This window comes from Paraburkholderia graminis (assembly GCF_003330785.1).
In the GTDB taxonomy this organism is placed as follows: Bacteria; Pseudomonadota; Gammaproteobacteria; order Burkholderiales; family Burkholderiaceae; genus Paraburkholderia; species Paraburkholderia graminis.
Map to the genome: position 1 here is coordinate 1,589,954 of NZ_CP024934.1, position 24,622 is coordinate 1,614,575.

General features: G+C 62.5%; 23 protein-coding genes and 1 pseudogene. 17 read left to right on the top strand and 7 right to left on the bottom strand.

The annotated features are described in order from the left end of the window. The first annotated feature begins 67 nt into the window (after positions 1 to 67). Entirely contained in the window at positions 68 to 433 is a 366-nt protein-coding gene (gene rbfA / locus CUJ91_RS07035; RefSeq protein ID WP_006053158.1) for a 30S ribosome-binding factor RbfA, read from the top strand. 111 nt (positions 434 to 544) lie between these two features. Next, a complete protein-coding gene (gene truB / locus CUJ91_RS07040; RefSeq protein WP_107708371.1) occupies positions 545 to 1,483 on the top strand; it encodes a tRNA pseudouridine(55) synthase TruB in 939 nt (312 codons plus the stop codon). 243 nt (positions 1,484 to 1,726) lie between these two features. On the opposite strand, the pseudogene CUJ91_RS07045 reads toward truB, so the two are convergent. The 3 genes and pseudogenes from CUJ91_RS07045 to phnA all read right to left on the bottom strand — a co-directional run. Beyond that, positions 1,727 to 1,999, bottom strand: a pseudogene (locus CUJ91_RS07045) (cation efflux transmembrane domain-containing protein); the annotation flags it as partial. A gap of 333 nt (positions 2,000 to 2,332) precedes the next feature. Next, positions 2,333 to 3,622, bottom strand: a complete 1,290-nt coding sequence (locus CUJ91_RS07055) for an MFS transporter (protein ID WP_107708370.1) — start codon at positions 3,620 to 3,622, stop codon at positions 2,333 to 2,335. A 51-nt stretch (positions 3,623 to 3,673) separates the two neighbouring features. Continuing rightward, the gene (phnA, locus tag CUJ91_RS07060; protein ID WP_107708368.1) at positions 3,674 to 4,903 is read right to left on the bottom strand and encodes a phosphonoacetate hydrolase; all 1,230 of its coding nucleotides are present in this window, start codon (positions 4,901 to 4,903) and stop codon (positions 3,674 to 3,676) included. 97 nt (positions 4,904 to 5,000) lie between these two features. On the opposite strand from phnA, the gene CUJ91_RS07065 reads away from it, so the two are divergent. Continuing rightward, positions 5,001 to 5,903 carry a LysR substrate-binding domain-containing protein gene (locus tag CUJ91_RS07065; protein ID WP_029969244.1) on the top strand — a complete coding sequence of 301 codons (903 nt, stop codon included), beginning with the start codon at positions 5,001 to 5,003 and terminating at the stop codon, positions 5,901 to 5,903. A gap of 34 nt (positions 5,904 to 5,937) precedes the next feature. On the opposite strand, the gene CUJ91_RS07070 is transcribed toward CUJ91_RS07065, so the two are convergent. From CUJ91_RS07070 to CUJ91_RS34730, 3 genes are all read right to left on the bottom strand, one after another. After that, positions 5,938 to 6,564: a dihydrofolate reductase family protein gene (locus tag CUJ91_RS07070; RefSeq protein WP_107708366.1), complete on the bottom strand. Its 627-nt coding sequence runs from the start codon at positions 6,562 to 6,564 to the stop codon at positions 5,938 to 5,940. A 119-nt stretch (positions 6,565 to 6,683) separates the two neighbouring features. Beyond that, positions 6,684 to 7,091 (bottom strand): hypothetical protein, encoded by a 408-nt coding sequence (locus CUJ91_RS07075; RefSeq protein ID WP_029969247.1) that lies wholly within the window; start codon positions 7,089 to 7,091, stop codon positions 6,684 to 6,686. A gap of 229 nt (positions 7,092 to 7,320) precedes the next feature. Then, entirely contained in the window at positions 7,321 to 7,515 is a 195-nt protein-coding gene (locus tag CUJ91_RS34730) for a hypothetical protein (protein WP_006053146.1), read from the bottom strand. A 614-nt stretch (positions 7,516 to 8,129) separates the two neighbouring features. Between CUJ91_RS34730 and CUJ91_RS07090 the strand changes: the two genes are divergently transcribed. From CUJ91_RS07090 to CUJ91_RS07135, 10 genes are all read left to right on the top strand, one after another. Then, positions 8,130 to 8,891: an enoyl-CoA hydratase/isomerase family protein gene (locus CUJ91_RS07090; protein ID WP_006053145.1), complete on the top strand. Its 762-nt coding sequence runs from the start codon at positions 8,130 to 8,132 to the stop codon at positions 8,889 to 8,891. A gap of 104 nt (positions 8,892 to 8,995) precedes the next feature. Continuing rightward, a complete protein-coding gene (locus CUJ91_RS07095) occupies positions 8,996 to 10,057 on the top strand; it encodes an ABC transporter substrate-binding protein (RefSeq protein WP_006053144.1) in 1,062 nt (353 codons plus the stop codon). A 9-nt stretch (positions 10,058 to 10,066) separates the two neighbouring features. Continuing rightward, a complete protein-coding gene (locus tag CUJ91_RS07100; protein WP_107708361.1) occupies positions 10,067 to 11,167 on the top strand; it encodes an ABC transporter ATP-binding protein in 1,101 nt (366 codons plus the stop codon). An 11-nt stretch (positions 11,168 to 11,178) separates the two neighbouring features. Further along, positions 11,179 to 12,960 carry an ABC transporter permease subunit gene (locus tag CUJ91_RS07105; protein WP_107708359.1) on the top strand — a complete coding sequence of 594 codons (1,782 nt, stop codon included), beginning with the start codon at positions 11,179 to 11,181 and terminating at the stop codon, positions 12,958 to 12,960. Between the two features lie 26 nt (positions 12,961 to 12,986). Next, a complete protein-coding gene (locus tag CUJ91_RS07110; protein ID WP_107708357.1) occupies positions 12,987 to 14,528 on the top strand; it encodes an AMP-binding protein in 1,542 nt (513 codons plus the stop codon). Between the two features lie 70 nt (positions 14,529 to 14,598). Beyond that, positions 14,599 to 15,441, top strand: coding sequence for an IclR family transcriptional regulator (locus CUJ91_RS07115; protein ID WP_107708356.1), 843 nt, complete (start codon positions 14,599 to 14,601; stop codon positions 15,439 to 15,441). 79 nt (positions 15,442 to 15,520) lie between these two features. After that, positions 15,521 to 15,787, top strand: a complete 267-nt coding sequence (locus CUJ91_RS07120; protein ID WP_029969256.1) for a hypothetical protein — start codon at positions 15,521 to 15,523, stop codon at positions 15,785 to 15,787. Positions 15,788 to 15,915: 128 nt separating this feature from the next. After that, on the top strand, positions 15,916 to 16,482 hold the full coding sequence (locus CUJ91_RS07125) for a TetR/AcrR family transcriptional regulator (RefSeq protein WP_107708354.1): 567 nt from the start codon (positions 15,916 to 15,918) through the stop codon (positions 16,480 to 16,482). A 183-nt stretch (positions 16,483 to 16,665) separates the two neighbouring features. Next, entirely contained in the window at positions 16,666 to 17,091 is a 426-nt protein-coding gene (locus tag CUJ91_RS07130; RefSeq protein ID WP_006051078.1) for an organic hydroperoxide resistance protein, read from the top strand. A gap of 284 nt (positions 17,092 to 17,375) precedes the next feature. After that, positions 17,376 to 17,849 (top strand): VOC family protein, encoded by a 474-nt coding sequence (locus CUJ91_RS07135; RefSeq protein ID WP_107708352.1) that lies wholly within the window; start codon positions 17,376 to 17,378, stop codon positions 17,847 to 17,849. A 62-nt stretch (positions 17,850 to 17,911) separates the two neighbouring features. Here CUJ91_RS07135 and CUJ91_RS07140 read toward each other — a convergent pair whose 3' ends face one another. Beyond that, a complete protein-coding gene (locus tag CUJ91_RS07140; protein ID WP_006051076.1) occupies positions 17,912 to 18,919 on the bottom strand; it encodes a sulfonate ABC transporter substrate-binding protein in 1,008 nt (335 codons plus the stop codon). Positions 18,920 to 19,515: 596 nt separating this feature from the next. On the opposite strand from CUJ91_RS07140, the gene CUJ91_RS07145 reads away from it, so the two are divergent. From CUJ91_RS07145 to CUJ91_RS07160, 4 genes are read left to right on the top strand one after another with little or no spacing between them, the layout of a single operon-like run. Beyond that, positions 19,516 to 20,892 carry a 2-hydroxycarboxylate transporter family protein gene (locus tag CUJ91_RS07145; RefSeq protein ID WP_107708350.1) on the top strand — a complete coding sequence of 459 codons (1,377 nt, stop codon included), beginning with the start codon at positions 19,516 to 19,518 and terminating at the stop codon, positions 20,890 to 20,892. After that, positions 20,882 to 22,822, top strand: a complete 1,941-nt coding sequence (locus CUJ91_RS07150) for a sensor histidine kinase (RefSeq protein WP_244230981.1) — start codon at positions 20,882 to 20,884, stop codon at positions 22,820 to 22,822. The genes CUJ91_RS07145 and CUJ91_RS07150 overlap by 11 nt, the downstream gene beginning before the upstream one ends. Next, positions 22,812 to 24,197: a sigma-54-dependent transcriptional regulator gene (locus CUJ91_RS07155; protein ID WP_029969263.1), complete on the top strand. Its 1,386-nt coding sequence runs from the start codon at positions 22,812 to 22,814 to the stop codon at positions 24,195 to 24,197. Before CUJ91_RS07150 ends, CUJ91_RS07155 begins: the two co-directional genes overlap by 11 nt. Before the next feature lie 6 nt (positions 24,198 to 24,203). After that, on the top strand, positions 24,204 to 24,584 hold the full coding sequence (locus tag CUJ91_RS07160) for a DUF3579 domain-containing protein (RefSeq protein ID WP_029969264.1): 381 nt from the start codon (positions 24,204 to 24,206) through the stop codon (positions 24,582 to 24,584). The last annotated feature ends 38 nt before the right edge of the window (positions 24,585 to 24,622 follow it).

Sequence of the window (24,622 nt, forward strand, 5' to 3'; positions counted from 1 at the left end):
CGATTTGTCCGGCACGCCCCGGCCGCGAACCATTTTTTGCATCCGTCACAACGGATCACACAACACCATGCCTAAAAAACGTTCTTCACCCAATCGCAACGTGCAGATCGCCGATCAGATCCAGCGCGATCTGTCGGAGCTGCTGCGCGAGGTCAAGGACCCGCGCATCGGCATCGTCACGATCCAGAGCGTCGAGCTGACGCCGGACTATGCGCACGCGAAGGTCTATTTCACGACCTTGACCGGCGATCCGCAGCAGACGCTCGCGGCGCTCACGCACGCGGCCGGCCATCTGCACAATCAGTTGTTCAAGCGCCTGCATATCCATACGGTGCCGACGCTGCATTTCCATTACGACAAGACCATCGAGCGCGCTGTCGAAATGTCGCGCCTGATCGACGAGGCTAACGCCAGTCGTGCGAAAGAGGATTGAGCGCTGCGTGGGGTTCTCGCGTTGCGCCGCGTGTTGCAACGGCCGCGGCGCAGCAACCCAGCGCACCTGACGCGCACCGATCCGGCTTCACTATCAAATTCCTCTTTCGACATGACCGCACCTCAACGCCCCCGCGTGCCGCGCCGCGCGCTCGACGGCGTGCTGCTGCTCGACAAGCCGCTCGGGTTGTCGAGCAACGACGCACTGATTCGCGCCAAACGCCTCTATCTGGCGAAGAAGGCAGGCCACACCGGCACGCTCGATCCGCTTGCCACGGGCCTGCTGCCGCTGTGTTTCGGCGAAGCCACCAAGTTCTCGCAGGATCTGCTCGAGGCCGACAAGACCTATGAGGCCACCATGCGCCTCGGCATTCGCACGACGACCGGCGACGCCGAAGGCGAGCCCGTCGACACGCGCGCGGTGACCTGCGACGAAGCGGCGGTGCTGGCGACCTTGCCCGGATTTCTCGGTAACATCGTTCAGGTGCCGCCGATGTATTCGGCGCTCAAGCGCGACGGCAAGCCGCTTTACGAATACGCGCGCGCCGGTCAGACCGTCGACCGGGAAGGGCGCGAGGTGACGATCCACGCGCTCGAACTGCTCGCTTGCGCGCTGCCCGACGTCACCTTTCGCGTCACGTGCAGCAAGGGCACGTACGTGCGCACGCTCGCCGAGGACATCGGCGAGGCGCTCGGCTGCGGCGCGCATCTGGTGGCGTTGCGGCGCACCGGCGTCGGCGCGTTGACGCTTGAGCATTCGGTGACGCTCGACGCGTTGTCGGACGCAACGGAAAGCGAACGCGATGCGTGGCTCCAACCGGTCGACGCGTTGCTGTCGACGTTCCCGTCCGTGCATCTCGACGAGGACGCGACGCGCCGCTTTCTGCATGGCCAGCGCTTGAAGCTCGCGGAACTGAACGTGAGCCGCGAGGCGATGAACGCGTCGCGCGTGCGAGTCTACGCGGCGGCGCAGGGCCGCCTGCTCGGTGTCGCGAAGCCGGGCGAGGGAGTGCTTGCGCCCGAACGGCTCGTGGTCACGGCGGAAAACTAGGAACCAGGGTTCGGGGCGGCAACGCGTCTGACAGAAGTCGCGCAAGCGGCGCTTTGACAAATCTGCCGGCGCGGCAATGTCCGCTTTGTAGAAACTTGAAGGCCCGTTGAGGGCCGACTTCTGCACGACGCGGACCGATCAATCGCGGCTTACTCGGCCAGTGCAACGTCGGACCGTGATCGGCCAGCTTCGGTCATTCGCTCGATCGAGTAGTTTGCCGCTTGAAAGGCTGTATGGCCCGAATCCAGTCCCAAAGCTGTAGGCACGGTTATCAGCGTTTCGCTTTGCATATCCGTATGCAAGGACCGCGATTCCGAGCGCCCCTGCATGGGTTGCCATATGAAACCCATCAGCGAGCAACGCCATTGAGCCGGTGACGTACCCAGCGACTATCTCGCCGACCATCATGATGAACGTCAGTGCGACGACAGAGCGCGTCCGGCGTGCGTTCTCGTCGTGGGAGCTTCCTAAAAAAGAGTGCTCGTGTCCGAGTGCCTGGTTCTTTGAGTCTGTCATTTCGTGTATCGCCGAATGGCTTCAATCAGTGCGTCAAGCCCGCTTTCTCGCTTTTTAGCGGTCAAGTCAGGGTGGGCAACATGCTCGCGGGCATGCGCCTCGATAATTTCGTCGAGAAGCCCATTCATTGCGCCACTGGTGGACCCCGTTGCTTCGATATCCGAAGAAATCCGTCTGAAAGCGGCCGGCGTCGCGCAAGCCGTCTCCCTCTTCGACATCTGAGATCAAAGCGGACGTGGGTCGCAAGACGCACTGGTTGACCGCATAAAGACCGCGGCAGCGCCTCTCCAGTGAAGCGTCATAAGTCCATCCCGGTTCGCGCGGCGCGATTCATCAGCGCTTGATCAGCATCGAAAGCACTGCGCTTGCTGCGCAAAGCCCCGCGACAATCGGAAAGATGATCGACGTATGGCCGGTGGCATCGATAATGCGGCCGATAACCGGTTCGCCGATGCCAGCGAACATGTACGACATGGTGTTGAGCACACCTGTTGCTGTCCCCGCAGCGCGGCGCCCGAAAATATCAGGACACAAGGCCCAGAAAGAGGACGCCGGCCCGAAGACAAAAAAGCCGCACAAAAACAGAAGCACGATCGCAAACATACTACCGTGCGGCACGAACATCATGACGATCGCCGTCGCGCAGGCCAGCACCATGTACCAGACGATCGCCATATAACGGCGCCCTTGAAACAATACGTCGGATATCCAGCTATTCGACAGCGAGCCGAGCGCCATGCCTACCGGTAACGCGACCGTGATCCACTTGGGGTCGATCAGCGCCGATGAAGTCTTCCAGTCCATGCCGAGAAAATGGACCGGCACCCAGACCACCAATGCGTACCGTGCCGCGTTCTGGAAACCGATTGCGAGACCCGTGATGTAGAGCCTCCAGTTCTTCATCACGAGCGCGTATCGCTGCGCGCTCGTCAGCTCATCCTCCGACTCCGCTGGAGAGGCCGCGTCTTCCGGTTTTTCCGCAGCGGGCAGATGCTGAGCCTCCGGTCGTTCGGAAACGAATAGCAACAACACCAGTGCGCCCAGCAGCATGGACAGCGGCGCAAGACGGAAGATCCAGACCCAGCCGAGCTGCATCGTGCCCAGAATGATGACCGGAAAAACGTAGGCGAGCACCGAAGAGAATCCGGAGAAGCCCACATAAACGCCATAGACAAAGCCGCGATGTTTGTGACCCCACCAGTTGGATAGCAGGCGGCTGCCAGGCGCGAAACCCATCGACTGGAAATAACCGTTGAGCCCCCACGCCAGCAGAAAGAACACGAACGTGTGACCGAAACTAAATAGCCAGTTCGCCGCCAGTGACAGGACGGCCCCGGCGATCATCATCGTCTTGCCACCCAGCTTGTCACCCAGATTGCCGTTGATGAACTGGCCGCCGGCATAGCACCACAGCATGGTCGCGCTGATCCAGCCAATCTCGTACTTCGATAGACCGTAGTCGTGCTGAATACCGGCAACGGCAAAACCCAGCGTCTGCCGGCCGGTGTAGTAGAACAGGTAACAGAACGTCACGCCGATCAACGCACGCCACTTATATTGCGCGAACGTCGTGCTCCCTTTGATCGACGCGTATTGCAACGCGTCAGGCGTATCTGTGGGCATTGCTGTCTCCATGCGGAGCGCGGTCTTTGCCGCGCTGGCCGTTTTTCGTTATCAGACGAGGTGATTGAGCGCGAGATCGATGACATCGAAATTGCGCAAGCGTCGCGTGCCGTCGTTGCCACTGAGCTTGCGATTGAAAATGAGCGGCACTTTCTGTTCGGACATACCGCCGTGGGAGCGCAGCGGCACGGTGAGCCCGGACAGGTCATGTTTGTCGGCTGCGCTGCCGAGCACCGTGAGCCTTTCGCCGAGCACCACGAGTTCACCGATCCTGTCTGACGGCAACTCGAATCGCTCGCTAGCCTGTGCACGGGTCAATACCGCCTCGACGCCGTTGATAGCCGCGAGGAACGCTGCCACGTCGCGCTGCTTTTGTTCGTCGTGATCGCGCAGGTACACCGTAGCGTAGGAGCCGAGCGCGCCGTGATGCACGACATACGGATCAGTGATTGGCAGGAGAACACGCGTCGTGCGCGCGCCGTATTGCGCATCGAGCCTATCTTGCAGAAACACGATGTTGGGCCGGCCGATCGCATCGGTTTTCGCATTCATGCCGTGATCGGCGGTGAGCGCCAACACGGCGCCTTCGGCGTGCAGACGCAGCAGGTAGTCGTCCATCATCGCGTAGAAGGCGTTTGCGTCTGACGTGCCCGGCGCGTGTTTATGCTGGACGTAATCTGTTGTAGAGAGGTACATGAGATCAGGGCGCTCTTCGCGCAACAGGGAAAGCCCGGCGGCAAACACGAACTCCGAAAGCTCTGCGCTGTACACGGACGGCACAGGCATGCCGACTCTTGCCAGGATGTTGTCGATGCCGTGCTCCTGCCGCGTCACTTCGTCAGCTTTCTCAGCCGAAAAACAGATCCCTTCCAGCCGGTGTCCGAGCAGACTGCGCAGCTTGTCCTTCGCGGTAACGACAGCGACGCGCTGACCCGCGCGAGCCATCTCCGCAAGAATGGTGGGCGCGCGCAGGTATTTGGCGTCGTTCATCAGGACTTCCGTCTGCGTCTCCTCGTCGAAAAAGAAATTGCCGCAAATGCCATGTACCGACGGCGGCGCGCCTGTGACGATCGACAGATTGTTCGGGTTGGTGAACGACGGCACGACGCAGTCCCCGGTCAGCACTGTGCCGAACGAACGCAGGCTGGCCAGAAACGGCGCTTTGCCGGCCAGGATCGCCTGATTAATGTATTCCTGCTCGCAACCGTCGACGCACACCACAATCGTCGGCGCGGAGGGCAATTGATAAGTTCGGGAGTTGACGGTGATCTGCTGGGTCATGGGGACACCTTTCTGAGTGGAATGACGGCAGCGTATGATGATCAATCTACTCACACAACCGACAAAATTGTCCGGATTGCGTTAAATAAACTCACACATGCGATCGAAGCTTCCCCCACTCAACGCCCTGCGCGTGTTCGAAGTCGCCGCGCGCGCGGGCAGCTACTCCGCAGCCGCGCGTGAGCTCAACCTGACGCACGGCGCCGTGAGCCGTCATATCACCATCCTTGAAGACTGGCTCGGCCAGCCACTGTTCGTGCGCGATGGGCAAAGCATGGTCGCGTCCGGGCATGCACGAGCGTTGGCCCGAGAAATCAGCGCGGCTTTCGACCACATTGCGGACGCGGCGGAACGCTATGGCAAGAGCCAGCACCGTAAAGTGATCCGGGTCAGCGCGGCGGCGACGGTCGCAATGCGCTGGCTGATTCCTCGCCTGCCGTTGTTCACGGCGATCTGCCCGGATGTGGATGTGCGCGTCTCCACGACGCTGACGACCGATTCCGCACTGCGTGGCAGTTTCGATCTGGCGATTCGTCGCGAAGTACCCGCAGCCGGGCAATATCAGGCGTGGCCATTATTTGAGGAGCGCAACACGGTGATCGCGAGTCCGGCGCTGATCGCGCAAACCACAATCTCGTCGGTCGAACAACTTGCCGCCGAAACATGGCTCACCACGGAATCGCGTCCGAGCGATTGGGAGAGATGGACCCAGGCCGTCGGTCAACCCACGCTCCGGGCCAGTCGTACCTTGAGATTCGATCACTTTTTTGTGACGTTGCAGGCCGTGGTCGATGGCCTGGGTTTTGGTATCGGACCGTTCCCAACGCTCGATGCCGATTGCACTGCAGGGCGTCTACAAAAACCGTTTCCCGATCTGACTTCGAAGGGAGCGACTTACTTTGCATTGGTACCGCTGGATGCCGACAAGCCTGTGCATATGAGGGATTTCGTCGATTGGTTGCGATCAGGTGGCGACGACGGCCATTCCGATAAAAGATGAGCTTTCGCAAAGTACCCAAGAACCGCCCAGCAACCTAACCTTCCTTCCCAAACGCCCCAGTCCGCACCTCACCGTCGCGCAAATACCGCGTGATAATCACCCCACGCGACGTCCCCACCGACTGCACCAGCCTGAACGCGCACGCCGCAGCGTCATCACCAAAAAGCCGCTTCCCCCGCCCAAGTATCACCGGATACACAAGCAACCTCAGCTCATCCACCAAACCGGCAGCGAGCAATTGCCTAACCATATTCGCACTACCAAACGTCAAGAGATCCGCACCGTCATCATGTTTAAGCACGCGCAGCGCATCGGCCAAACCGCCCTCAAGCGCATGACTGTTTTGCCACTCGAGCGTCTTGGGCCGATGCGTGGCCACATGCTTGCGCACGCTGTTGAACAGATCGGCGATGCCGCGACTCGGCGAACCAGCCGGCACTTGCGGCCAATGCGCCGCGAAAATGTCGTAGGTGCAACGTCCGAGCAGCAATTCGAAGGGCTCTGAGAGCAGTTCCTGCACATATCCGCCGATAGCTTCATCGCCATACGGCACGATCCAGCCGCCGAGGCGGAAGTCGCCGCTGAGATCTTCGCGCGGACCGCCGGGCGCCTGAATGACGCCGTCCAGACTGATGAATGCCGAAACAGTGAGCTTGCGCATGGGGTTCTCCAGGTTGACGGACCGGATCGGCCCATCCATACGACGAGCGAGTCGTATCACGATCGACAACCAGGCGACATCCTTGCGCCGTCGATCGAGCCCCGCGCTGCCTCACCGCTTCATCGGCTCAATTCCGCGGACTCGCGTCGATCGGGACGCTTCTGATCTCGCCGGTCGACGCTCGGTCCTGGCGGCGCGGACCCCGCGCATGCCTCGAGCGCGACCGCCGCGCGTTTTGCAAGCTCAACGGTTTCGTTACACGCGACCACGTCCCTCAGCAGCTTGCAGCGAGCGCCGCCGCCGAGCTTCGACAACATCGTGCGCAGCTTCGCGAGCGCCGCTTGCGGCGAGCCGTTGTCCGAAATGAGCGAAGCGACGTCGAACGCGCTGCCGGCGGGCGTCGTGATCACCGTCGGACAACTCGACGTGGCGTCGGCGCTGGACACGAAGAGCGCCAGCGTCAGCCCGATCGTGCCCGCGCGCAAACTGCCCGGACCCTCGAAACACGCATTCATCGATACCGTCATGGCTCACTCCCGGTCGTCTTCACTCACTGCGATACGGATCGCGCGGCATGGTCCAGTATCGGCGGGGCACTTTTCATTTCGCTTGCGAGCGTTGCCAGTAAGTGCGTCATCGCTCGCGACGCCGCCGCGCCAGCGCCAGCGCTTTGTGGTACTTGCGCCGCGTATAAGCGCAAGCGTAAAGCGCCAATATCAGACCGACGCGACCGTCGCGGATCTTCCCCTTGCGAACCTACCACTTCACGAACGCGCCGAGCGGGCTGATGCAACTCTTGAGCCACAGCATCGCAGCCGGGTCGTTGCTGTCGAGCAGATCGATCGAAGCGAGATCGGTATAAAGATCGAGCTTTTGCATCATCTCCGCTGTGGTCTCGAACGTATGATGAACGAGCGGCGCTTCGATCCGTCCGCTGCTTGTATGACCCATCAGCGTTTCGTGCACGCTGTGGCCGCTGAAATGCAAAGCGTCGCGTCGCTTGCTATTTCGTCGGCCTGCAGTGATCGATAAGACCGGTTCGCGTTTTGCCGTCCCGGTCATGAATGCAGGTTCAAAAGCAAGCTTCCGGCCTGACCGCTCGACGCGCCGCGCCCGACGTCGGAGTGGATCGTTGTTTTTTCGCGACCTGCACAAAACGCCGCATGCGGGAACAGCACGCGCCGGAAGCATTTGACGGCACAACGCTAACCATTCATACGAAATACCCGATTTCCAGCGCGGGTAAACATGGCTACGATTTGTAAGGCGTCAGCGTTCCCAAACGTTCGGCGTGTGTGTTTGTTTTTTGGCCGCAGCTTTGTCTGCGGCTTTTTTCTTTGCGCCTCGCAGTCGCAAGTCTCTGCGTTCGTCAGACGCCTTTGACCTGACGACAGGCGGCGCGCCTTCCCCCTCGCAACACGACTAAGTCTCTCCCGGCGCCCGCGCTTCACGCGCACCCGCCCGGTTTTCGTCGACCTCTCCATCTCTCTGGTAAACCCGGTTGCATCATGATTTTGACGCGCCTATATTGCTATACACCATCAACTATTGCGATGCGATAAATCATGAGCAATGACGTGCTGTTCTCGAATCACGGCCGCGTCGCGGTCATCACCCTGAACCGTCCCGAGCGCCTGAACGCGTGGACGACGCCGATGCGCGAGACGATCATCGACGCGCTCGAGCGCTTTAACCGTGACCCGGAGGTCGCGGCGATCATCATGACGGGCGCGGGCAATCGCGCGTTCTCGGCGGGCCAGGACCTGTCGGAAGCGCATGATTTCGACGGCGAACGCGCGGTCGCGTGGGTCAAGGAATGGCAGCGTTACTACACGGCGCTGCGCAGCCTGTCGAAGCCGCTCGTCATGGCGCTGAACGGCACGGCTGCGGGCTCCGCATTTCAGGTGGCGCTGCTCGGCGACATTCGCGTCGGGCATCCCGGCGTGCGCATGGGGCAGCCGGAGATCAACGCGGGCATCGCGAGCACCACGGGCCCGTGGATCATGAACGCGATGCTCGGCATGTCGCGCACTATCGAGCTCACGTTGACCGGCCGTTTGATGGAGGCGGAAGAGTGCCATCGCATCGGCCTCATTCATCACCTCGTCGACGAAGACAAGGTGTTCGACAAGGCACTCGAAATCGCCACCGAACTCGCCGCGAAGCCGCCCGTCGCGATGCGCCTCGACAAGCAGCGTTTTCGCGAAATGACGGAGCCGGGGTTCATCGACTGCATCGAAGCGGGCGAGCGGATTCAGCGCGAAGCGTACGACTCCGGCGAGCCTGCACGCATGATGGAAGAGTTCTTCAGCAAGCGCGCGAAGTAGCCGCCGCGAGCGAGGCTCGCGAATCAGGCCTGCGAGTCAGGCCCGTCCCACAGCAACCGCAAGTCAGCCGTTCCAATCTCAACCGTAGTGCGGAGACCTGAACAATGACGCAAGACTTCAACGCGGCGCGCCGCCGCATCCTTCACGGCGCGGGCGCGCTTGCCGTGGCGAGCGCATTGCCGCTCGCCGCGCGTGCGCAGGCCAAGCAGATCGTGGTGTCGGACCCGGGCGGTCCCTACACGACCGCCTATCGCGAAGCGTTCTACGATCCGTTCGAGAAAGCGACGGGCATCAAGGTCGTGAGCGTCGCGCGCGAATCGCAGCCCGTTGCCCAGTTCGCGGCGATGGTGCAGACGAAGAACTACGTGTGGGACGTCACCACGCTGACGCTCTCCGCCGATATTCCGTACCTCGAAGCAAAAGGTCTGCTCGAACCGATCGGCCTGAAAGCGAGCGATTATCCGGAGCTCATGCCCGAAGCGATCACGCCGAACTGGCTCGGCGTCGACGTGTATTCGACGGTGCTTGCGTATCGCGCCGACAAGTTCAAGGACGGCGGCCCGAAATCGTGGGCCGACTTCTGGGACGTGAAGAAATTCCCCGGCCGCCGCTGCCTGCGTCGCAGTCCGCTCGACACGCTCGAACAGGCGCTGCTCGCCGACGGCGTGCCGCTCGACAAGCTCTATCCGCTCGACGTCGACCGCGCGTTCAAGAGCCTCGACAGGATCAAGCCGCACGTCAACATCTGGTGGACCTCGGGCGCGCAGGCCATGCAGGCGATCCAGAGCGGCGACGTCGACATGATCTCGACATGGAACGGCCGCGCGCAAGCCGCGAAAGACGCGGGCGCGCCGGTCACGATCGTGTGGAATCAGGGGCTGTATTCGATCGAAGGCTGGGGCATTCCGAAGGGCACGCCGCGTGCCGATGCGGCGAAGCAGTTCGTGCGTTTTTGCGCCGACGCGAAGCGCCAGGCGCTGCTCACGCGCACGCTCGCCTACGGGCCGACCAACAAAAAAGCGTTCGAGACGATTTCGAAAGAGCGTGCGACGTTGCTGCCCACGGCGCCCGACAATCTTCGCGACATGCGGCTGCCGAGTCCGCAATGGTGGGAAGCGAACCGCCAGAAAGTCACCGAACGGTTCAATTCGTGGATCATTTCGTAAGGACGCACGATGAGCTCCAAACTCGAGGCGATAGGCATTGCGAAGCGCTACGGCGAGGCTCTCGCGCTGGAACCGACGGATCTCGCCGTGCAGGCAGGCGAATTCCTGACGCTGCTCGGTCCCTCGGGTTCGGGCAAGACGACGCTGCTGCAGATGATCTCGGGGCTCGTCGCGCCGAGCGCGGGCCGCATCGAAATCGACGGGCGCGACGTCACGCACGTCGAGCCGGGCAAGCGCGGCATCGGCATGGTGTTCCAGAGCTATGCGCTGTTTCCGCACATGAGCGTGTGGGACAACGTCGCGTACGGTTTGCGCATGCGCCGCAAGTCGCGCGACGAAGTACGCGCGGCTGTGGACAGCGCGCTCGCGATGGTGCGCATGACCGACTACGCGAAGCGCTTTCCGAAGGAACTGTCGGGCGGGCAGCAGCAGCGCATCGCGCTGGCGCGTTGCTTCGCCTACCGGCCGTCGGTGATTCTGCTCGACGAGCCGCTCGGCGCACTCGACAAAAAATTGCGCGAGCACATGCAGGGCGAAATTCGTCGCTTGCATAAGGAGCTCGGCGCAACGTTCGTGTACGTCACGCACGATCAGGACGAGGCGCTCACGCTATCCGACCGCATCTGCCTGATGAATCAGGCGCGCATCGAGCAGGTGGGCACGCCTGCCGATCTGTACGACCGCCCCGCGACGCGTTTCGCGGCCGGCTTCATCGGTCATTCGAATCTGCTCGAAGGCGCGCTCGACGACACGCGCGGCGCGAGCGGCGAACCGATCCTGCTCGCAGCCGGCGGCCGCATTCCATTGCCGATGAACGCAATGAACGCAATGAATACGATGAAGGCGACGAACGGGAAGGGCGCGGCTTCCGCTGCGCGCCACACGCTGCTCGTGCGGCCCGAAGCGCCGCGTCTCGTCGAGCCGCGCAGCGGTTTTGTCGACGGCACGATTGCGGACGTCGTGTTCTTCGGCAGCGATACGCGCGTGCAGCTCGCGATGAACGACGGCAGCGAGCTCACCGTGCGTTGCGAACGCAGTCTGTCCCCGCGTATCGGCGACAAGGTGGGCCTCGTGTGGGACCCGTATCGCACGACGCTTCTGCATAGCTGAAAGGGATCGGAATGACCATCGCTCTTCACGCGCATCGCGAAAGCGAAGCCTCGCGGCGCGGCCGTTCGATGTGGCTCGCGCGCTGCCTGCGCTTTCTGCCTATCGTGCCGACGCTGCTGTTTCTGCTCGTGTTCTTTATCGTACCGGTTGGCGAGATTCTGCAAGGCGGGCTCGTCGGCGCGGACGGGCAGATCGGGCTCACGCAGTTCGAGCGCATCGCGCGCACGCCGGTTTACGCGAAGGTTTTATGGATCACCTTCGCCATTTCGTTCATGACAGCGGCGCTTTCCATCGTGCTCGGCTATCCGGTCGCGTATCTGTTGAGCCGTCTGTCGGAGCGCGCCCGCGAACGCTGGCTGCTGTGGGTGATGCTGCCGTTCTGGACCAGCTATCTCGTGAAGACGTATGCGTGGATGCTGCTGCTGTCGAAGACCGGCGTACTGTCGACCATCGCGCTATCGCTCGGTCTCGTGAGCGAGACGAGCGGCACGATTCCGTCGCTGACCGGCGTGCTGATCGGCATGGTGCATTCCATGCTGCCGCTCGCCGTGATGACGATGCTGCCCGTCATGCGCGGCATCGACGACCGTTTGACGCAAGCCGCCGAAACGCTCGGCGCGGAGCGCAGCACGAGTTTCTTTACCGTCTATCTGCCGCTGTCGTCGCCCGGTGTGGCGGCAGCGGGTCTGCTCGTCTTCATCTCGAGCCTCGGCTTCTTTATCGTGCCCGCGCTTCTCGGTTCGCCGAAGGAAACGATGATCGCACAACTCGTGATCTCGTCGGTGCTCGAACTCTTCGACATGCGCTTTGCCGGCGCGCTCTCGACCGTGCTGCTGGTCTGCTCGATCGTGATCTTCTTCATCTACGACCGGATGGTGGGCCTCACGTCGCTGACCGGCGAAGTCGCCGAGCGTCAACGCGGCTCGCGTGCGCAAGGGCTCAAGCTCGCGCTGCTGATGACCGCGGGACGCGTCTTCGCACCGCTGACGATGCGCCGCAAGGTGCACGCCGGCGAAGCATCGCGCGCGCTCGGCCCGCTGGGTTTTTACACCTGTGTCGTGATGCTCGTGCTGGTGGTGCCGGTGCTGTCCGTGATCCCGTATGCGTTCACGAAGAGCGACTACATCGCGTTTCCGCCGAAGCTCTTCAGCATCCGCTGGTTCGGCACGTTCATGGATTCGCCGGTGTGGCAAAGCGCAGTGATCCGTTCGTTCGAAGTGGGTCTCGGCACCGCGCTGCTGTCGCTGCTGCTCGGCTTCGGCGCGACGCTCGCGATGACGCGCATGCCGCGCCGCGTGAGCAAGCCCGTATTCGCGTTGCTGGTCGCGCCGCTGATCGTGCCGCGTATCGTGGTGGCCGTCGGTTTGCTGTATCTGTTCGCGCGCTTTGGGCTGACGGGTACGAACCTCGGCCTCGTGATCGGCCATACCGTGCTCGCTATTCCCTATGTCGTCGTGACGCTGGCCGCAGGCTTCCAGCGCTTCGACTGGCGCCTCGACGACGCCGCGCGCGTGATGGGCGCGTCGCCGTTGCGGCGCATCACGTCGATCGTGTTGCCGCTCCTCATGGCAAGCGTGACCGCCGCGTTCCTGTTCGCATTCCTCGTTTCGTTCGATGACCTGACTATCGCGATCTTCGTCTCCGGCGGCATCAACTCGACGTTGCCCAAGCAGATGTGGGACGACATCCAGCTCGCCATCACGCCGACGCTCGCGGCCGTGTCGACCACGCTCGTGATACTGATCGCGCTGGTCGTCGCGGTTTCTTCCTGGCTCAAGCGCAAGGCGCGCTAATTTTCGGTCATTCAACCGGTTCACACATGCATCGTTATCCAGAATATTTTGCTCACCGGCACGCCAACGACGAGCTCGACTGTGTGCCGCTGCTCGCGGCAGGATTGCGCCGCGATCCCACGCGCACCGTCGTGCATTTCGAGGATCACGCGATCACCTGCGAAGACGCTTCACGGCACGTCGCGCAGTTGCAGCGCTGGTTCGGCGAACGCGGTCTCGTACAGGGCGATCGCGTCGCCGCGATGCTCGGCAATAGTCCCGAACACATTCACCTGATTTACGCGCTGCATGTCAGCGGGCTTGTGTGGGTGCCCGTCAACACGAAGCTGCGTGCAGCGGGCCTCGAATATCTGCTGCAACATGCACAGCCCAAGCTCTTCGTGATCGACGATGAATTCGACGCGGTGACCGCGCAACTCGATTGCGGCGCGGCGCAACGCACGCGTCTGCCTGCGTTCGACGCAAGCGACACCCATGCGGCGTTCGCGACGCCCGCGATCGGCGTGCACGATCCGCTGTGCATCATCTACACGTCGGGCACGACGGGCGCGCCGAAGGGCGTCGTCTTCACGCACCGGATGATGCGCATCGCGAGCGAGGCGGCGCTGCGTGTCGCCGATGTGCGCGACGGCGACCGGCTGTTTCTGTGGGAGCCCCTGTGTCACATCGGCGGCGCGCAAATGCTGCTGCTGCCGTTCCTCGAGAACGTGACGTTGCATGCGGTGCCGCGTTTTTCGGCATCGCAGTTCTGGCCGCAGATCGAGCGCGCGGGCGCGACTCAGTTGCATTATCTCGGCGGCGTGCTCGACATTCTGATGCAGTTGCCCGAGAGCGAGCAGCCGGCGGCGCACACGCTGCGCGTCGCGTGGGGCGCGGGTGTGAGCGCGGCGTCGTGGGAAGCGATTCAGGCGCGGCTCAAGGTCTCGCTGCGCGAGTGCTACGGCATGACCGAATGCTCGAGCTTCGCAACCGCAAATCTCACGGGAAAGCCGGGCTCGATCGGCCGCGCGTTGCCGTGGATCGACATCGAGTTACTCGACGAAAACGGGCAGCGCGTGCAAGACGGCGAAGCCGGCGAGATCGTGCTGTCGAGCAAAGTGGAGGGCACGTTTTTGCCGACGTATCTGAACAATCCCGATGCGACGAAAGCCGCGCTGCGCGACGGGCGGCTTCACACCGGCGATCGTGCGCGGCGCGATGCGGACGGCGATCTGTTCTTCATCGGCCGGCAGACGGACAGCATGCGCGTGCGCGGCGAGAACGTGTCCGCATGGGAAATCGAGCGTATTTTTGCGGCGCATCCGGCGATTCGCGCCAGCGCGGCAATTGGCGTCGCGTCGGCAATCGGCGAGCAGGATATCCTGCTCAACGTCCAGTTCAAGGACGAGCCGGTCGCGTGGCCGGCGCTGCACGCGTGGGCGCAAGAGCGCCTTGCGAGCTTCCAGTTGCCGCGCTATTACCGCGCGGTCTCCGCGTTCGAGTTGACCGCGAGCGAGCGCGTGAAGAAGCATCTGCTGTCGCGCAACACCGAAGACGCGTGGGACCGTCTCGCGACGGTCACGCAATAGTTATCGTATAGAGGTGGATTGTTAGGGCTATGCGATAATTTCCCGTTCGAACCAGACAGACACTGACGTGATGAGCGACGAGCCCAAAGCCGCACGCAAGCGCAACACTTCGCAGGCAAAGCTGCCCGCGGAGGCAGCCGACCCGAGCGCGTCGCCGCTTTACGTGCAGTCGGTCGAGAAGGCGATGAAGGTGCTCACCGCGTTCGACGGCAGCAAGCGTCAGTTGTCGCTCTCCGAGATCTCGGCGTCCACGGGCTTCGACATGAGCGCGACACAGCGCTTTACTTACACGCTCGCTGCGCTCGGCTATCTCTTCAAGGACGCGGACAGCCGCAAGTACGAACTCTCGCCGCGGCTTCTCGACTTCACCTATCACTATCTGACGTCGAACGATCTGGTGAGCCGCGCAACGCCTTATCTGCAGCAACTCGGCTCGGAGACGGAAGAGGCGACCAACCTCACGGTGCTGGACGATACGGACATTGTGTTCGTGCTGCGCATCGTCAGCCGCAATGTATTCAACGCGCACGTCATTACCGGCTCGCGGCTGCCCGCGTATTGCACGGCGCCGGGTCTCGCTATTCTTGCGACGCTGCCCGACGGCGAAATCGACGACATTCTGTCGCGCACGAATCTCGTCGCTTATACGGCTTCCACGGTTTGTCAGCCGCGCAAGATCAAGGAGCGGATCGTGCAGATCCGCAAGCAGGGCTACGCGCATACGGAAGACGAGTACTTCGTCAGCGATATTTCGACGGCGGCGGCTATTACGAACGCGCACGGACGCGGCATCGGCGCGGTGAATATCGCCGTGGCGCGCTCGCGCTGGCAGGCCGATCGCGACGAAAAACGCTTCGCCGATCTCGTGATTTCGACCGCTTCGGCTATTTCCACACGTCGGCGGATCGAATAACCGCGCCTGCTTCCGCACGCGGCACGCTCCATGCTGTGCTTCTAAAAAGCGGCAAGCGCCGTGAAACTGGGAGACAGACATGAGAACCTTCAAGGTTGCCGGCATCGCGTTGATCGTCTGCATGAGCAGCGTGGCTTACTCGCAACAAAGCGGTAACGCGCCGGCGAACAGCGGTACGCAAAGCGGAAAACAGATTCAGCCAGGACAGGCAGGGCAGGCCGTGGATAAGCCGGCGGACGTCGGCGCGCCAGGCAACAAGCCGGGCACGCTGATGGACAAGCGGGCGAATGCCATGTCGCCGGAAGGCGCGTCGGCGCCGCCGCGGACTGGCGAGGTCAAGCAGTAGCGCAGGGTAGAGCGCGGCGGCGGTCACGTCGCCGCGCGCGACACCATTCGCCGATGCCAATCGGGCAACGCTGTCCGCCGATTCAATCGTGCTTGACAATCTATCTGCAGGTAGATAGAGTTCGGTTCATGGACACGACGACTTCAGTGCGCGAACAGATTCTCGAGCACGCCATCACGCTTATCATGATGCGCGGCTATAACGGCTTTAGCTATCGGGACCTGTCGAGCCTGGTCGGCGTCAAGACGTCGAGCATTCATTACTATTTCCCGTCGAAAGACGACCTCGTTCTCGAAGCGGTGAACGCCTATAGCAACGAAGTGTTCAACACGTTGAAAGGGATTGACGAATCGTTGCCCGCTGAGGCCAGGCTCGGCAAGTACACCAAGCTGTTCGGCCGCACGCTGGGCGACGGGCACCAGATCTGCCTGTGCGGCATGCTGGCGTCGGACATCGAAACATTGCCGGACAATATTCGGCAAGCGGTGCAGGCATTCTTCAAGGCGAACGAGAAGTGGCTCGCGAAGGTGCTCGCGGAAGGCTCGAAAGCGGGTACGCTGGCGGTAAATGGCAAGCCTGAGAACGCGGCGCGCGCGCTCTTCGCGGCGTTTCAAGGTAGCGTGTTGGCGAGCCGGTTATTCAATACCAAGGCCCGGCTGGATGATGTCGAGGCGTCGGTAAGGATAGCTCGGTAAGACGTCAAGCGGGCATATCCGAAAGCAGCACGTCTGTCTTTTTTTGCGGTGTGTTGTCTATCTTGTGATAGATAGACTTTGAATGATGTAAGTGGTAGTTTTATAAAACCCGTTTGACTGTGCAATCGCATCTATCTGTACATAGATAGGCGACTTTAAACCTGTTCACTAAGGAGCTTCACCATGTCGGTCGAAAAAGTTCTGTATCGCGCTCATGCTCACGCTACCGGAGGCCGCGATGGCCGCGCCATCGTCCCCGAAGGCAAGCTCGACTTCAAGCTGACCACGCCGCGCGAACTCGGCGGCGCAGGCGGCGACGGCGCGAATCCCGAGCAACTGTTCGCGGCCGGCTACAGCGCGTGCTTCCTCGGCGCAATGAAATTCGTCGCGGCGCGCGACAAGATTGCGATTCCCGCGGATGTTTCGATCGACGGCAGCGTGGGTATCGGCGCAATTCCGAACGGTTTCGGCATCGAAGTCGAACTGAAGATCGCATTGCCGGGCATGCCGCGCGACGCCGCTCAGGCGCTCGTCGACAAGGCGCATATCGTTTGCCCGTATTCGAACGCAACGCGCGGCAATATCGACGTGACGCTGACCATCGTTTGATGCGTCGCTTCACGGCATGATCGCAAGCGGCGGCCAGGGCGAACCCCTTGCCGCCGCATGAAGGTTGGTGCATGGCGATCATGCCGGCTCGCTATCAACATCGCGCAGTGCTCCGCTGTCTATAATCGGCCGGATGCAACGACGAAGCTGGCACGTCAAATCGAAAGCACGGCAGGCGAAAATTTTTTATTGCCGTCGTGTCGATTCGGATGATCCTCCTTCGTCGTTCTAATAGCGGCATGCGGCTCGGCCGCCAGTTGACCGATCCTGACAGGAGACTCGCCATGACGATTCAGAAGATCACCCCGTTTCTCTGGTATTTGAACGAGGCCGAAGAGGCCGCGGCTTTCTACACGAGCGTCTTTCCGGACTCGCGCGTGGTTCGCGTCACGGAGGTGCCGAGCGCCGGCTCGACGAAAGTCGTCGACTTCGTGCTGTTCGGACAGCCGTTTCTCGCAATGAGTTCGAGCGGCAAAGACCCGTTCAATCACTCGGTATCGTTTCTGGTCAATTGCGCCGATCAGGCGGAAATCGACCGTTACTGGGACGCGTTTCTGGAAGGCGGCGGCGTGCCCGAGGCATGCGGCTGGCTCAAAGACCGCTTCGGCGTCTCATGGCAGATCGCGCCGAACGATGTGATCGGCATGATGGGCGACCCCGACGCGGAGAAGGCCCGGCGCGCCGCCGAGGCGATGATGAAAATGGTGAAGTTCGACGTCGCGGCGCTGCGGGCAGCGTACAACGGGACGGCGGGGTAGTCTCACACGTGCAGCGCGTCGCGCGCCACACGATGCGGCGCGCGCGGACGCACATCCTCAAATCAGCTTGTTTTCCAGCGCGCGTCCACCACGCTCAGCTTGCCGGGAATCAGCTTCAGCGCGCTGAACGTGTCGGCGATCTGCTGCTGATAGGCGAGGGTTGCATCGGTGATCGGCTGTACGCCGTAGCCGGTGCGCTTGAGCGCGACTTCGAGCGTGGCCGCGTCGAGGCCCACGAGCGGCGACAGCAGGCTCGCCACTTCGGCCACGTTGTCGCGTCCCCAACTGTCGACGGCGTTCACTTCCTCGAGCAGCGCATTCAGCAGGCGCGGTTGCGCCGTCGCGAACTTGCGCGCCGAGACGTAGTACTGCGTATTGCGCACGAGCCCGTCGCCGTTCGCGATGGTGCGCGCATTCGCCTGCCGTTCGATAGCGGCCAGGTACGGGTCCCAGATCACCCACGCGTGCACGCTGCCTTGCACGAACGCGGCGCGCGCGTCGGCGGGCGTCAGGTAGACCGGCTCGATGTCCGCGTACGTCAGTCCCGCCTGCTGCAGCGCCTTCACGAGCAGGAAGTGCACATTCGAGCCTTTGTTGAAGGCGACCTTCTTGCCGCGCAATTGCGCCACCGTGCGAATCGGCGAATCCTGCGGGACGACGATCGCTTCGCCACGCGGCGCGGGCGGCTCGTTGCCGATATAAACGAAGTCCACGCGGCCAGCCTGCGCAAAAATGGGTGGCGTTTCGCCGACCGTGCCGACATCGACGGCACCGGCATTCAATCCTTCGAGCAACTGCGGGCCGGCCGGAAATTCGAGCCACTGCACCGCGACGCCTTCGCTTGCCAGCCGCTTTTCCAGCGTGCCGCGCGCCTTCAGCACGACGAAGTTGCCGTACTTCTGATAGCCGATGCGGATGCGCTTGCTGTCGCCTTGCGCGTGAGCGGAGCCGCCCGTGAACGGCGCGATAGGCGAGAGTACGCCGCCGAGCGCGGCGCCCGTCAAACCGGCTGCGGCGCCGTGCAGAAGGCGGCGCCTGCGTGTATCGATCGAATCTTTGCGTGTGGTCATCGGTCTTTGCTCTCTGCGTGAAAGATGCGGCGCACGGTGCGCGTTGAACTCGCGACGTTAAATCGACGCCCGCGCAAATCCAACCAATGTTTGCGCATATCGAAAGCACGCAATCGAAGATGGCCTTCGCGCCGCTCGCTCCTTTCGTCAGAGGATCGCGCTCATCCACACGCTCACGGCTGAACTCTCAGCCTGCCCACCGCGGCGAATTCTGAAGTCTCGGAACACGGGGCTTGCGGTGTCCGCTCACGTCACAAAAAAGCCCGCTAGATCAATGGCTTAAAACATATCCGCAATCAGGCCGCCATTGGCATAGGCCTTGCCTTATACCCCTACAAGAGCGCCCAGAGCGCAATCCACAAGACTCGAGATCCTCACGGAGACACTCATGACCCAGCCCAACTCTCATCGACCCGCGCGGCGCTAACCCGCGCGCATCGCTTCCCACTTCCCACAATATTTTCCACGGATCGCCCGGGTTTTCCCCGAGCTTATCCAGCACCTGGCTCGAAGAGCCGCAGCCGGATGCGCCGACATCCGCATCGAAACGCGACGCCGCCATGCCACCGCGGCGCGCCAAAGCAAGGAGACATGTTTTGTCCACACCCGCCCATACCCAGGACGCTTCGCGTTCCACGCCCGCGCTCGACGCCGCGCCGTTGTCCAACGAAAAGACCCGCTTCTGGCCAGAAGGCTGGTGGAAGCTGATGGAATACCGCATCGGCATCATCCCGCTGCCGGTCTATTTCATTCTCCTCGCGCTGATCGTCGGCTTTGCGGTGACGGGCAAAATGCCGGGCGAAATTTCGATGGCAATCGCCGTGCTCGCATTCTTCGGCTTCACGTGCGCCGAACTGGGCAAGCGTCTGCCTCTTCTGCGCAACATCGGCGCGGCCGCAATCTGCGCGACGTTCGTGCCGTCGGCGCTCACGTACTACCACGTGCTGCCCAAGCCAATTCTTCATCTCACGACCGAGTTCACGAAGTCGACGAACTTCCTGTATCTCTTCATCGCGTCGATTATCGTCGGCAGCATTCTGAGCATGGACCGGCGCGTGCTGATCCGCGGCTTCGTGAAGATCTTCGTGCCGCTTGCGCTGGGCTCGCTGGCCGCGGCCATTGTCGGCATTGCCGTCGGCGCGGCATTCGGGCTCGGCGCGCGCCATACGCTTTTGTATATCGTCGTGCCGATCATGGCCGGCGGTGTCGGTGAAGGCGCTATTCCGCTGTCGATCGGCTATTCGGAAATCATGCACTTGCCGCAGGGCGAGTTGTTCGCGCAAGTGCTGCCGCCCGTCATGCTCGGCAGCCTCACCGCGATCGTTCTGTCGGGTGCGCTCGACATGCTCGGCAAGCGCTTTCCGCATCTCACCGGCGACGGACGTCTGCAAGTCGGCGAGACCGACGAAATGGCGCCCGCCGAAGAAGAAATTCGCGGCCATATCGACGTCACGCATATCGCGGCGGCCGGCATCACCGCGATCACGCTGTATCTGCTCGGCCTGATGTGCCGCAATCTGTTCGGCTTGCCCGCGCCGGTCGCGATGCTGTTTCTCGCCGTGTTGGTCAAGCTCGCGCGCGCCGTGTCGCCGCAATTGCAGGAAGGCGCGTTCGTCGTCTACAAGTTCTTCTCGACCGCGGTCACGTATCCGCTGCTGTTCGCCATCGGCGTCGCGATGACGCCGTGGGACAAGCTGATGGCCGCCTTCACCATCGCCAATATCGTGACGATCGTCGCGACGGTGGCGACGCTGATGGGCACCGGTTTTCTGGTTGCCCGCAAGCTTAAGATGTACCCTATCGACACCGCGATCGTGAACGCCTGTCACAGCGGGCAGGGCGGCACCGGCGACGTCGCGATCCTGACCGCGGCCAACCGCATGCAACTCATGCCGTTCGCGCAGATCGCCACGCGCATCGGCGGTGCGATCGTCGTCACGGTTACGCTGATCGCGGTCGCGCATGGTGTCTGACGCGTCGCGTTCCGGTGCGGCGCGCGCGTGGCGTCGTCGGGCATCGGGTATTCGCGAGGTCGAACATCAAGTGAGAATAAGAGGGATACCGCTGTGGGTGTGGGCGATCGCGGCACTGCTGTATGCCGGCATGGCCGCGGCGGCAATCGAACTCGCGTGGAATCGCGCGATTGACGCGCTCGCCGAGGCCGGCGCGCATCAGCTCGACCTGTACGGCGCGAGCCTGAAAAGCGAACTAGGGCGCTTCGAGATGATGCCCGCGATCGTCGCGCGACAGGACAGCGTGCGTGCGTTGCTCAACGCCGGGCCGCACGCGTCGCCCGCGCTGGTGCAGGGCGTCAATACGTATCTCGAAGCGGTGAACCAGGAGGCGGGCAGCGTCGCGGTCGACGTGATCGATCTGCAAGGCTCGGTGATCGCCGCGAGCAACTGGAACCAGCCGCTGAGCTTCGTCGGGACTAACGTGTCGTACCGGCCTTACTTCAAGGATGCACTCGCGCGCGGCAGCGGGCGCTTCTTCGGCATCGGCACCAATACCGGCATTCCGGGGCTTTACTTCGCGAGCGCGGTGCGCGACGGCGGCAAGGCGATCGGCGCGGCGGCGGTGAAGATCAGCGTCGACGAACTCGAGTCGGCGTGGCGCCGGCCGAATGAGGCGGCGATGGTCATCGACCACAACGGCGTGATCGTCATCTCGACGGTGGCGGCGTGGAAATTCACCGCGCTGCGGCCCATCACTTCGGAACAGCAGCGCGAGATTCAGGCGTCGCGGCAATACGCGGGCCGCCTCGTGGAGCCGCTTCAATATCGGCGCATCGGCGAGTGGGGCGCAAGCGCGTGGCTCGGCCGCTTTCCTGACCCGCGCCGCCCCGGTCACACCACGCGTTATCTCGCGATGTCGCGGCCCGCGCCACAAGCGGGCGACTCGATCATGGTGCTGCTCGACGTCGCGGGCGCGCGGCGTCAGCAGGAGCTTGCGCTCGGTTTCGTGACGGGCGGCTTTCTGATCGCCGGTCTCTATGCGCTTTACGCGGTGCAGCGCCGTCGCACGATTGCGGAGAAGCTGAAAGCGCAGGACGCATTGCGCCGCGCCAACGATGAACTCGAGGCGACCGTCGCGCAACGTACCGCGGCGCTCACGCAAACGAACGAACGGATGCAGCAGGAGATCGCCGAGCGCAAACGGACTGAAGAGCGCTTGCGCGAGTCACAGCAGGAAGTCGTGCATGCGGGCAAGCTCGCGGTGCTCGGCCAGATGGCTGCGGGTCTCACGCACGAGCTGAGTCAGCCGCTCGTCGCGATCCGCACGCTGTGCGATAACGCGCGCACGTTTTTCGAACGCGATCAGCCGGCGCACGCGATCACGAATCTTGAGCGCGTGTCGCGTCTCGTCGACAACATGGCCACGCTCACCGGCGAATTGAAAGCGTTTGCGCGCAAGCCGGTTGTCGAGCGCGTGGCCGTGTCGCTCAACGAAGCGGTGGCGCATGCGCGGCTCATTTACGACGCGCGAATCCGCGACGAGGCCGTGCAAGTCGACGTGCGAATGGCGCCGGGCACGCTGGTATGTGCGGAGGCGAGCCAGTTGCAACAGGTGATCGTCAATCTGCTCGGCAATGCGCTCGACGCGGTCCGCGAACAGGAGCAGCGCGTGATTACGCTCGAAGCAACCGAGTCCGCCGACAATGGCCGCGTGCTGTTCTCGATTGCCGACAGCGGCACCGGCATCGCGCCCGAAGTGCTCGAGCATCTGTTCGAGCCGTTCGTCACGACGAAGCCGCGAGGCCACGGCCTCGGGCTTGGCCTCGCGATCACGTCGCGTATCGTCGAAGCATTCGGCGCGAAAATTTCCGCCGTCAATCGCGATGAAGGCGGCGCGCGCTTCAATATCGAGTTTGCGTCAGCGAAGGGAGTTGTCGATGGGAGATGAAATTCGCGTTCTCGTGGTAGAGGACGACGAGAACGTGCGCTTCGGTGTCCAGCAGGCCGTCGAGCTCGCGGGCCTGCCCGTGTCCGCTTACGCGGGTGCGGCCGATGCGCTCGCCGAAGTCGCGCCCGGCGCGCCGCTCGTGATCGTATCCGACGTGAGAATGCCGGGCATCGACGGCTTGCAATTGCTCGACAAGGTCATGGCGATCGACCCGCAAATCCCAGTCGTTCTGATCAGCGGACACGCGGATATTTCCACCGCCGTCGGCGCGATGCAGGTGGGCGCGTACGACTTCATCGAAAAGCCGTTCTCGTCGGACCATATTGCGCGGCGCGTGGCGCGCGCCGTCGAAAAGCGCCGCCTCACGCTCGAAGTGCAGGGCTTGCGCGCCGCGCTCGATAACTGGCAAGGCATCGAGGCGCTCGTACTCGGCAAGTCGCCCGCCATCGCCGAGGTGCGCAAGAAGATCCTGCGTCTGGCGGATACGTCGGTGTCGGTGCTCATCACCGGCGAGACCGGCACGGGCAAGGAGTTGATCGCACGCAGCCTGCACGAGTTCGGCGCGCGACGCGACAAGCATTTCGTCGCGCTGAACTGCGGCGGCTTGCCGGAACAGATTTTCGAAAGCGAGCTGTTCGGGCATGAAGCGGGCGCCTTCACCGGTGCGATCAAAAAGCGCATCGGCAAAATCGAATGGGCGCATGGCGGCACGCTTTTTCTCGACGAAATCGAAACCATGCCGGTGTCCTTGCAGATCAAGATGCTGCGCGTGCTGCAGGAACGCACCGTGGAGCGTCTCGGCGCAAACGAACCTATATCGGTGGATTGCCGGATCGTTGCGGCGTCCAAGGCCGACCTCATGCAGCTTTCCACCGAGGGCCAGTTTCGCGCGGACCTGCTGTATCGCCTGAACGTCGCGCAGATCGAATTGCCGCCGTTGCGCGAACGGCGCGAGGACGTGCCCTTGCTGTTCGAGCATTTCGTGCTCGCGGCCGCGCGCCGTTTCGGGCAGCCCGCGCCGATCGTATCGGCGTCGCAGCTTTCCGAGCTAATGACGCATTCGTGGCGCGGCAACGTGCGCGAGTTGCAGAACGTCGCCGACCGCTTCGTGCTCGGACTAACCGGCGATAGTCTGCTGACGCCCGGCGGCAACGCAAGCAAGGGCGGCACGCTCGGCGAACAGCTTGCGTACTTCGAGCGCATGCTGATTGAAGACATGCTGCGGCGTCACAACGGCAACGTCGCGGAAGCCAGCGTCGAGCTCGGCATGCCGAAAAAGACGCTGTATCACAAGCTCCGGCAACTCAAGATCGCCGCTCGCGATGTGCCGGGCGACGAGAGCGACGTCGACCGGTCGTCATCGGGAGGCGAGTAGACCCGCATGGACCGTCTACCTCTGACTACACAAGAGCCGATTGAAGGGGCGATTCAGGGCTATCTGATCAAGGGCATCACGCATTCGCAGAAGACCTTTCGGCCAGGCGACTGGCCCGAGCGTCTTGCCGGCGTCATCACGCTTTTCGTCGGCGAAAAGCGGCCGGGCATTCATATCGCGTGCACGCGTCTCGCGATGCCTGTGATCGACGCCGGGATCAAATGCTTTTTCGTTTCCGACGAACTGCGCGCAGTCTGTGCCGACGCATTCGACTTCGTGATGCGCTTCGCGAAAGACAATGATCTGCCGGTCGATGTGCGTCGCGCGCAGAGGCTCGCTTCGCCGGATGTTCTTGCGTCCGAGGCTTCTACAACGTCGCGTTGCTGACCCGGAGCATGGCCCAATCGGCCAGGCAGCGTTGCACG

Coding starts and splice junctions, on each gene's coding strand:
- CUJ91_RS07155 (WP_029969263.1), top strand. CDS start 22,812: ATGGGAGATGAAATTCGCGTTCTCGTGGTAGAGGACGACGAGAACGTG.
- CUJ91_RS07140 (WP_006051076.1), bottom strand. CDS start 18,919: ATGACCACACGCAAAGATTCGATCGATACACGCAGGCGCCGCCTTCTG.
- CUJ91_RS07125 (WP_107708354.1), top strand. CDS start 15,916: ATGGACACGACGACTTCAGTGCGCGAACAGATTCTCGAGCACGCCATC.
- CUJ91_RS07070 (WP_107708366.1), bottom strand. CDS start 6,564: ATGCGCAAGCTCACTGTTTCGGCATTCATCAGTCTGGACGGCGTCATT.
- CUJ91_RS07135 (WP_107708352.1), top strand. CDS start 17,376: ATGACGATTCAGAAGATCACCCCGTTTCTCTGGTATTTGAACGAGGCC.
- CUJ91_RS07075 (WP_029969247.1), bottom strand. CDS start 7,091: ATGACGGTATCGATGAATGCGTGTTTCGAGGGTCCGGGCAGTTTGCGC.
- CUJ91_RS07160 (WP_029969264.1), top strand. CDS start 24,204: ATGGACCGTCTACCTCTGACTACACAAGAGCCGATTGAAGGGGCGATT.
- CUJ91_RS07055 (WP_107708370.1), bottom strand. CDS start 3,622: ATGCCCACAGATACGCCTGACGCGTTGCAATACGCGTCGATCAAAGGG.
- CUJ91_RS07100 (WP_107708361.1), top strand. CDS start 10,067: ATGAGCTCCAAACTCGAGGCGATAGGCATTGCGAAGCGCTACGGCGAG.
- CUJ91_RS07065 (WP_029969244.1), top strand. CDS start 5,001: ATGCGATCGAAGCTTCCCCCACTCAACGCCCTGCGCGTGTTCGAAGTC.
- CUJ91_RS07120 (WP_029969256.1), top strand. CDS start 15,521: ATGAGAACCTTCAAGGTTGCCGGCATCGCGTTGATCGTCTGCATGAGC.
- CUJ91_RS07105 (WP_107708359.1), top strand. CDS start 11,179: ATGACCATCGCTCTTCACGCGCATCGCGAAAGCGAAGCCTCGCGGCGC.
- CUJ91_RS07130 (WP_006051078.1), top strand. CDS start 16,666: ATGTCGGTCGAAAAAGTTCTGTATCGCGCTCATGCTCACGCTACCGGA.
- CUJ91_RS07095 (WP_006053144.1), top strand. CDS start 8,996: ATGACGCAAGACTTCAACGCGGCGCGCCGCCGCATCCTTCACGGCGCG.
- CUJ91_RS07115 (WP_107708356.1), top strand. CDS start 14,599: ATGAGCGACGAGCCCAAAGCCGCACGCAAGCGCAACACTTCGCAGGCA.
- CUJ91_RS07110 (WP_107708357.1), top strand. CDS start 12,987: ATGCATCGTTATCCAGAATATTTTGCTCACCGGCACGCCAACGACGAG.
- rbfA (WP_006053158.1), top strand. CDS start 68: ATGCCTAAAAAACGTTCTTCACCCAATCGCAACGTGCAGATCGCCGAT.
- CUJ91_RS34730 (WP_006053146.1), bottom strand. CDS start 7,515: ATGGGTCATACAAGCAGCGGACGGATCGAAGCGCCGCTCGTTCATCAT.
- truB (WP_107708371.1), top strand. CDS start 545: ATGACCGCACCTCAACGCCCCCGCGTGCCGCGCCGCGCGCTCGACGGC.
- CUJ91_RS07150 (WP_244230981.1), top strand. CDS start 20,882: ATGGTGTCTGACGCGTCGCGTTCCGGTGCGGCGCGCGCGTGGCGTCGT.
- phnA (WP_107708368.1), bottom strand. CDS start 4,903: ATGACCCAGCAGATCACCGTCAACTCCCGAACTTATCAATTGCCCTCC.
- CUJ91_RS07090 (WP_006053145.1), top strand. CDS start 8,130: ATGAGCAATGACGTGCTGTTCTCGAATCACGGCCGCGTCGCGGTCATC.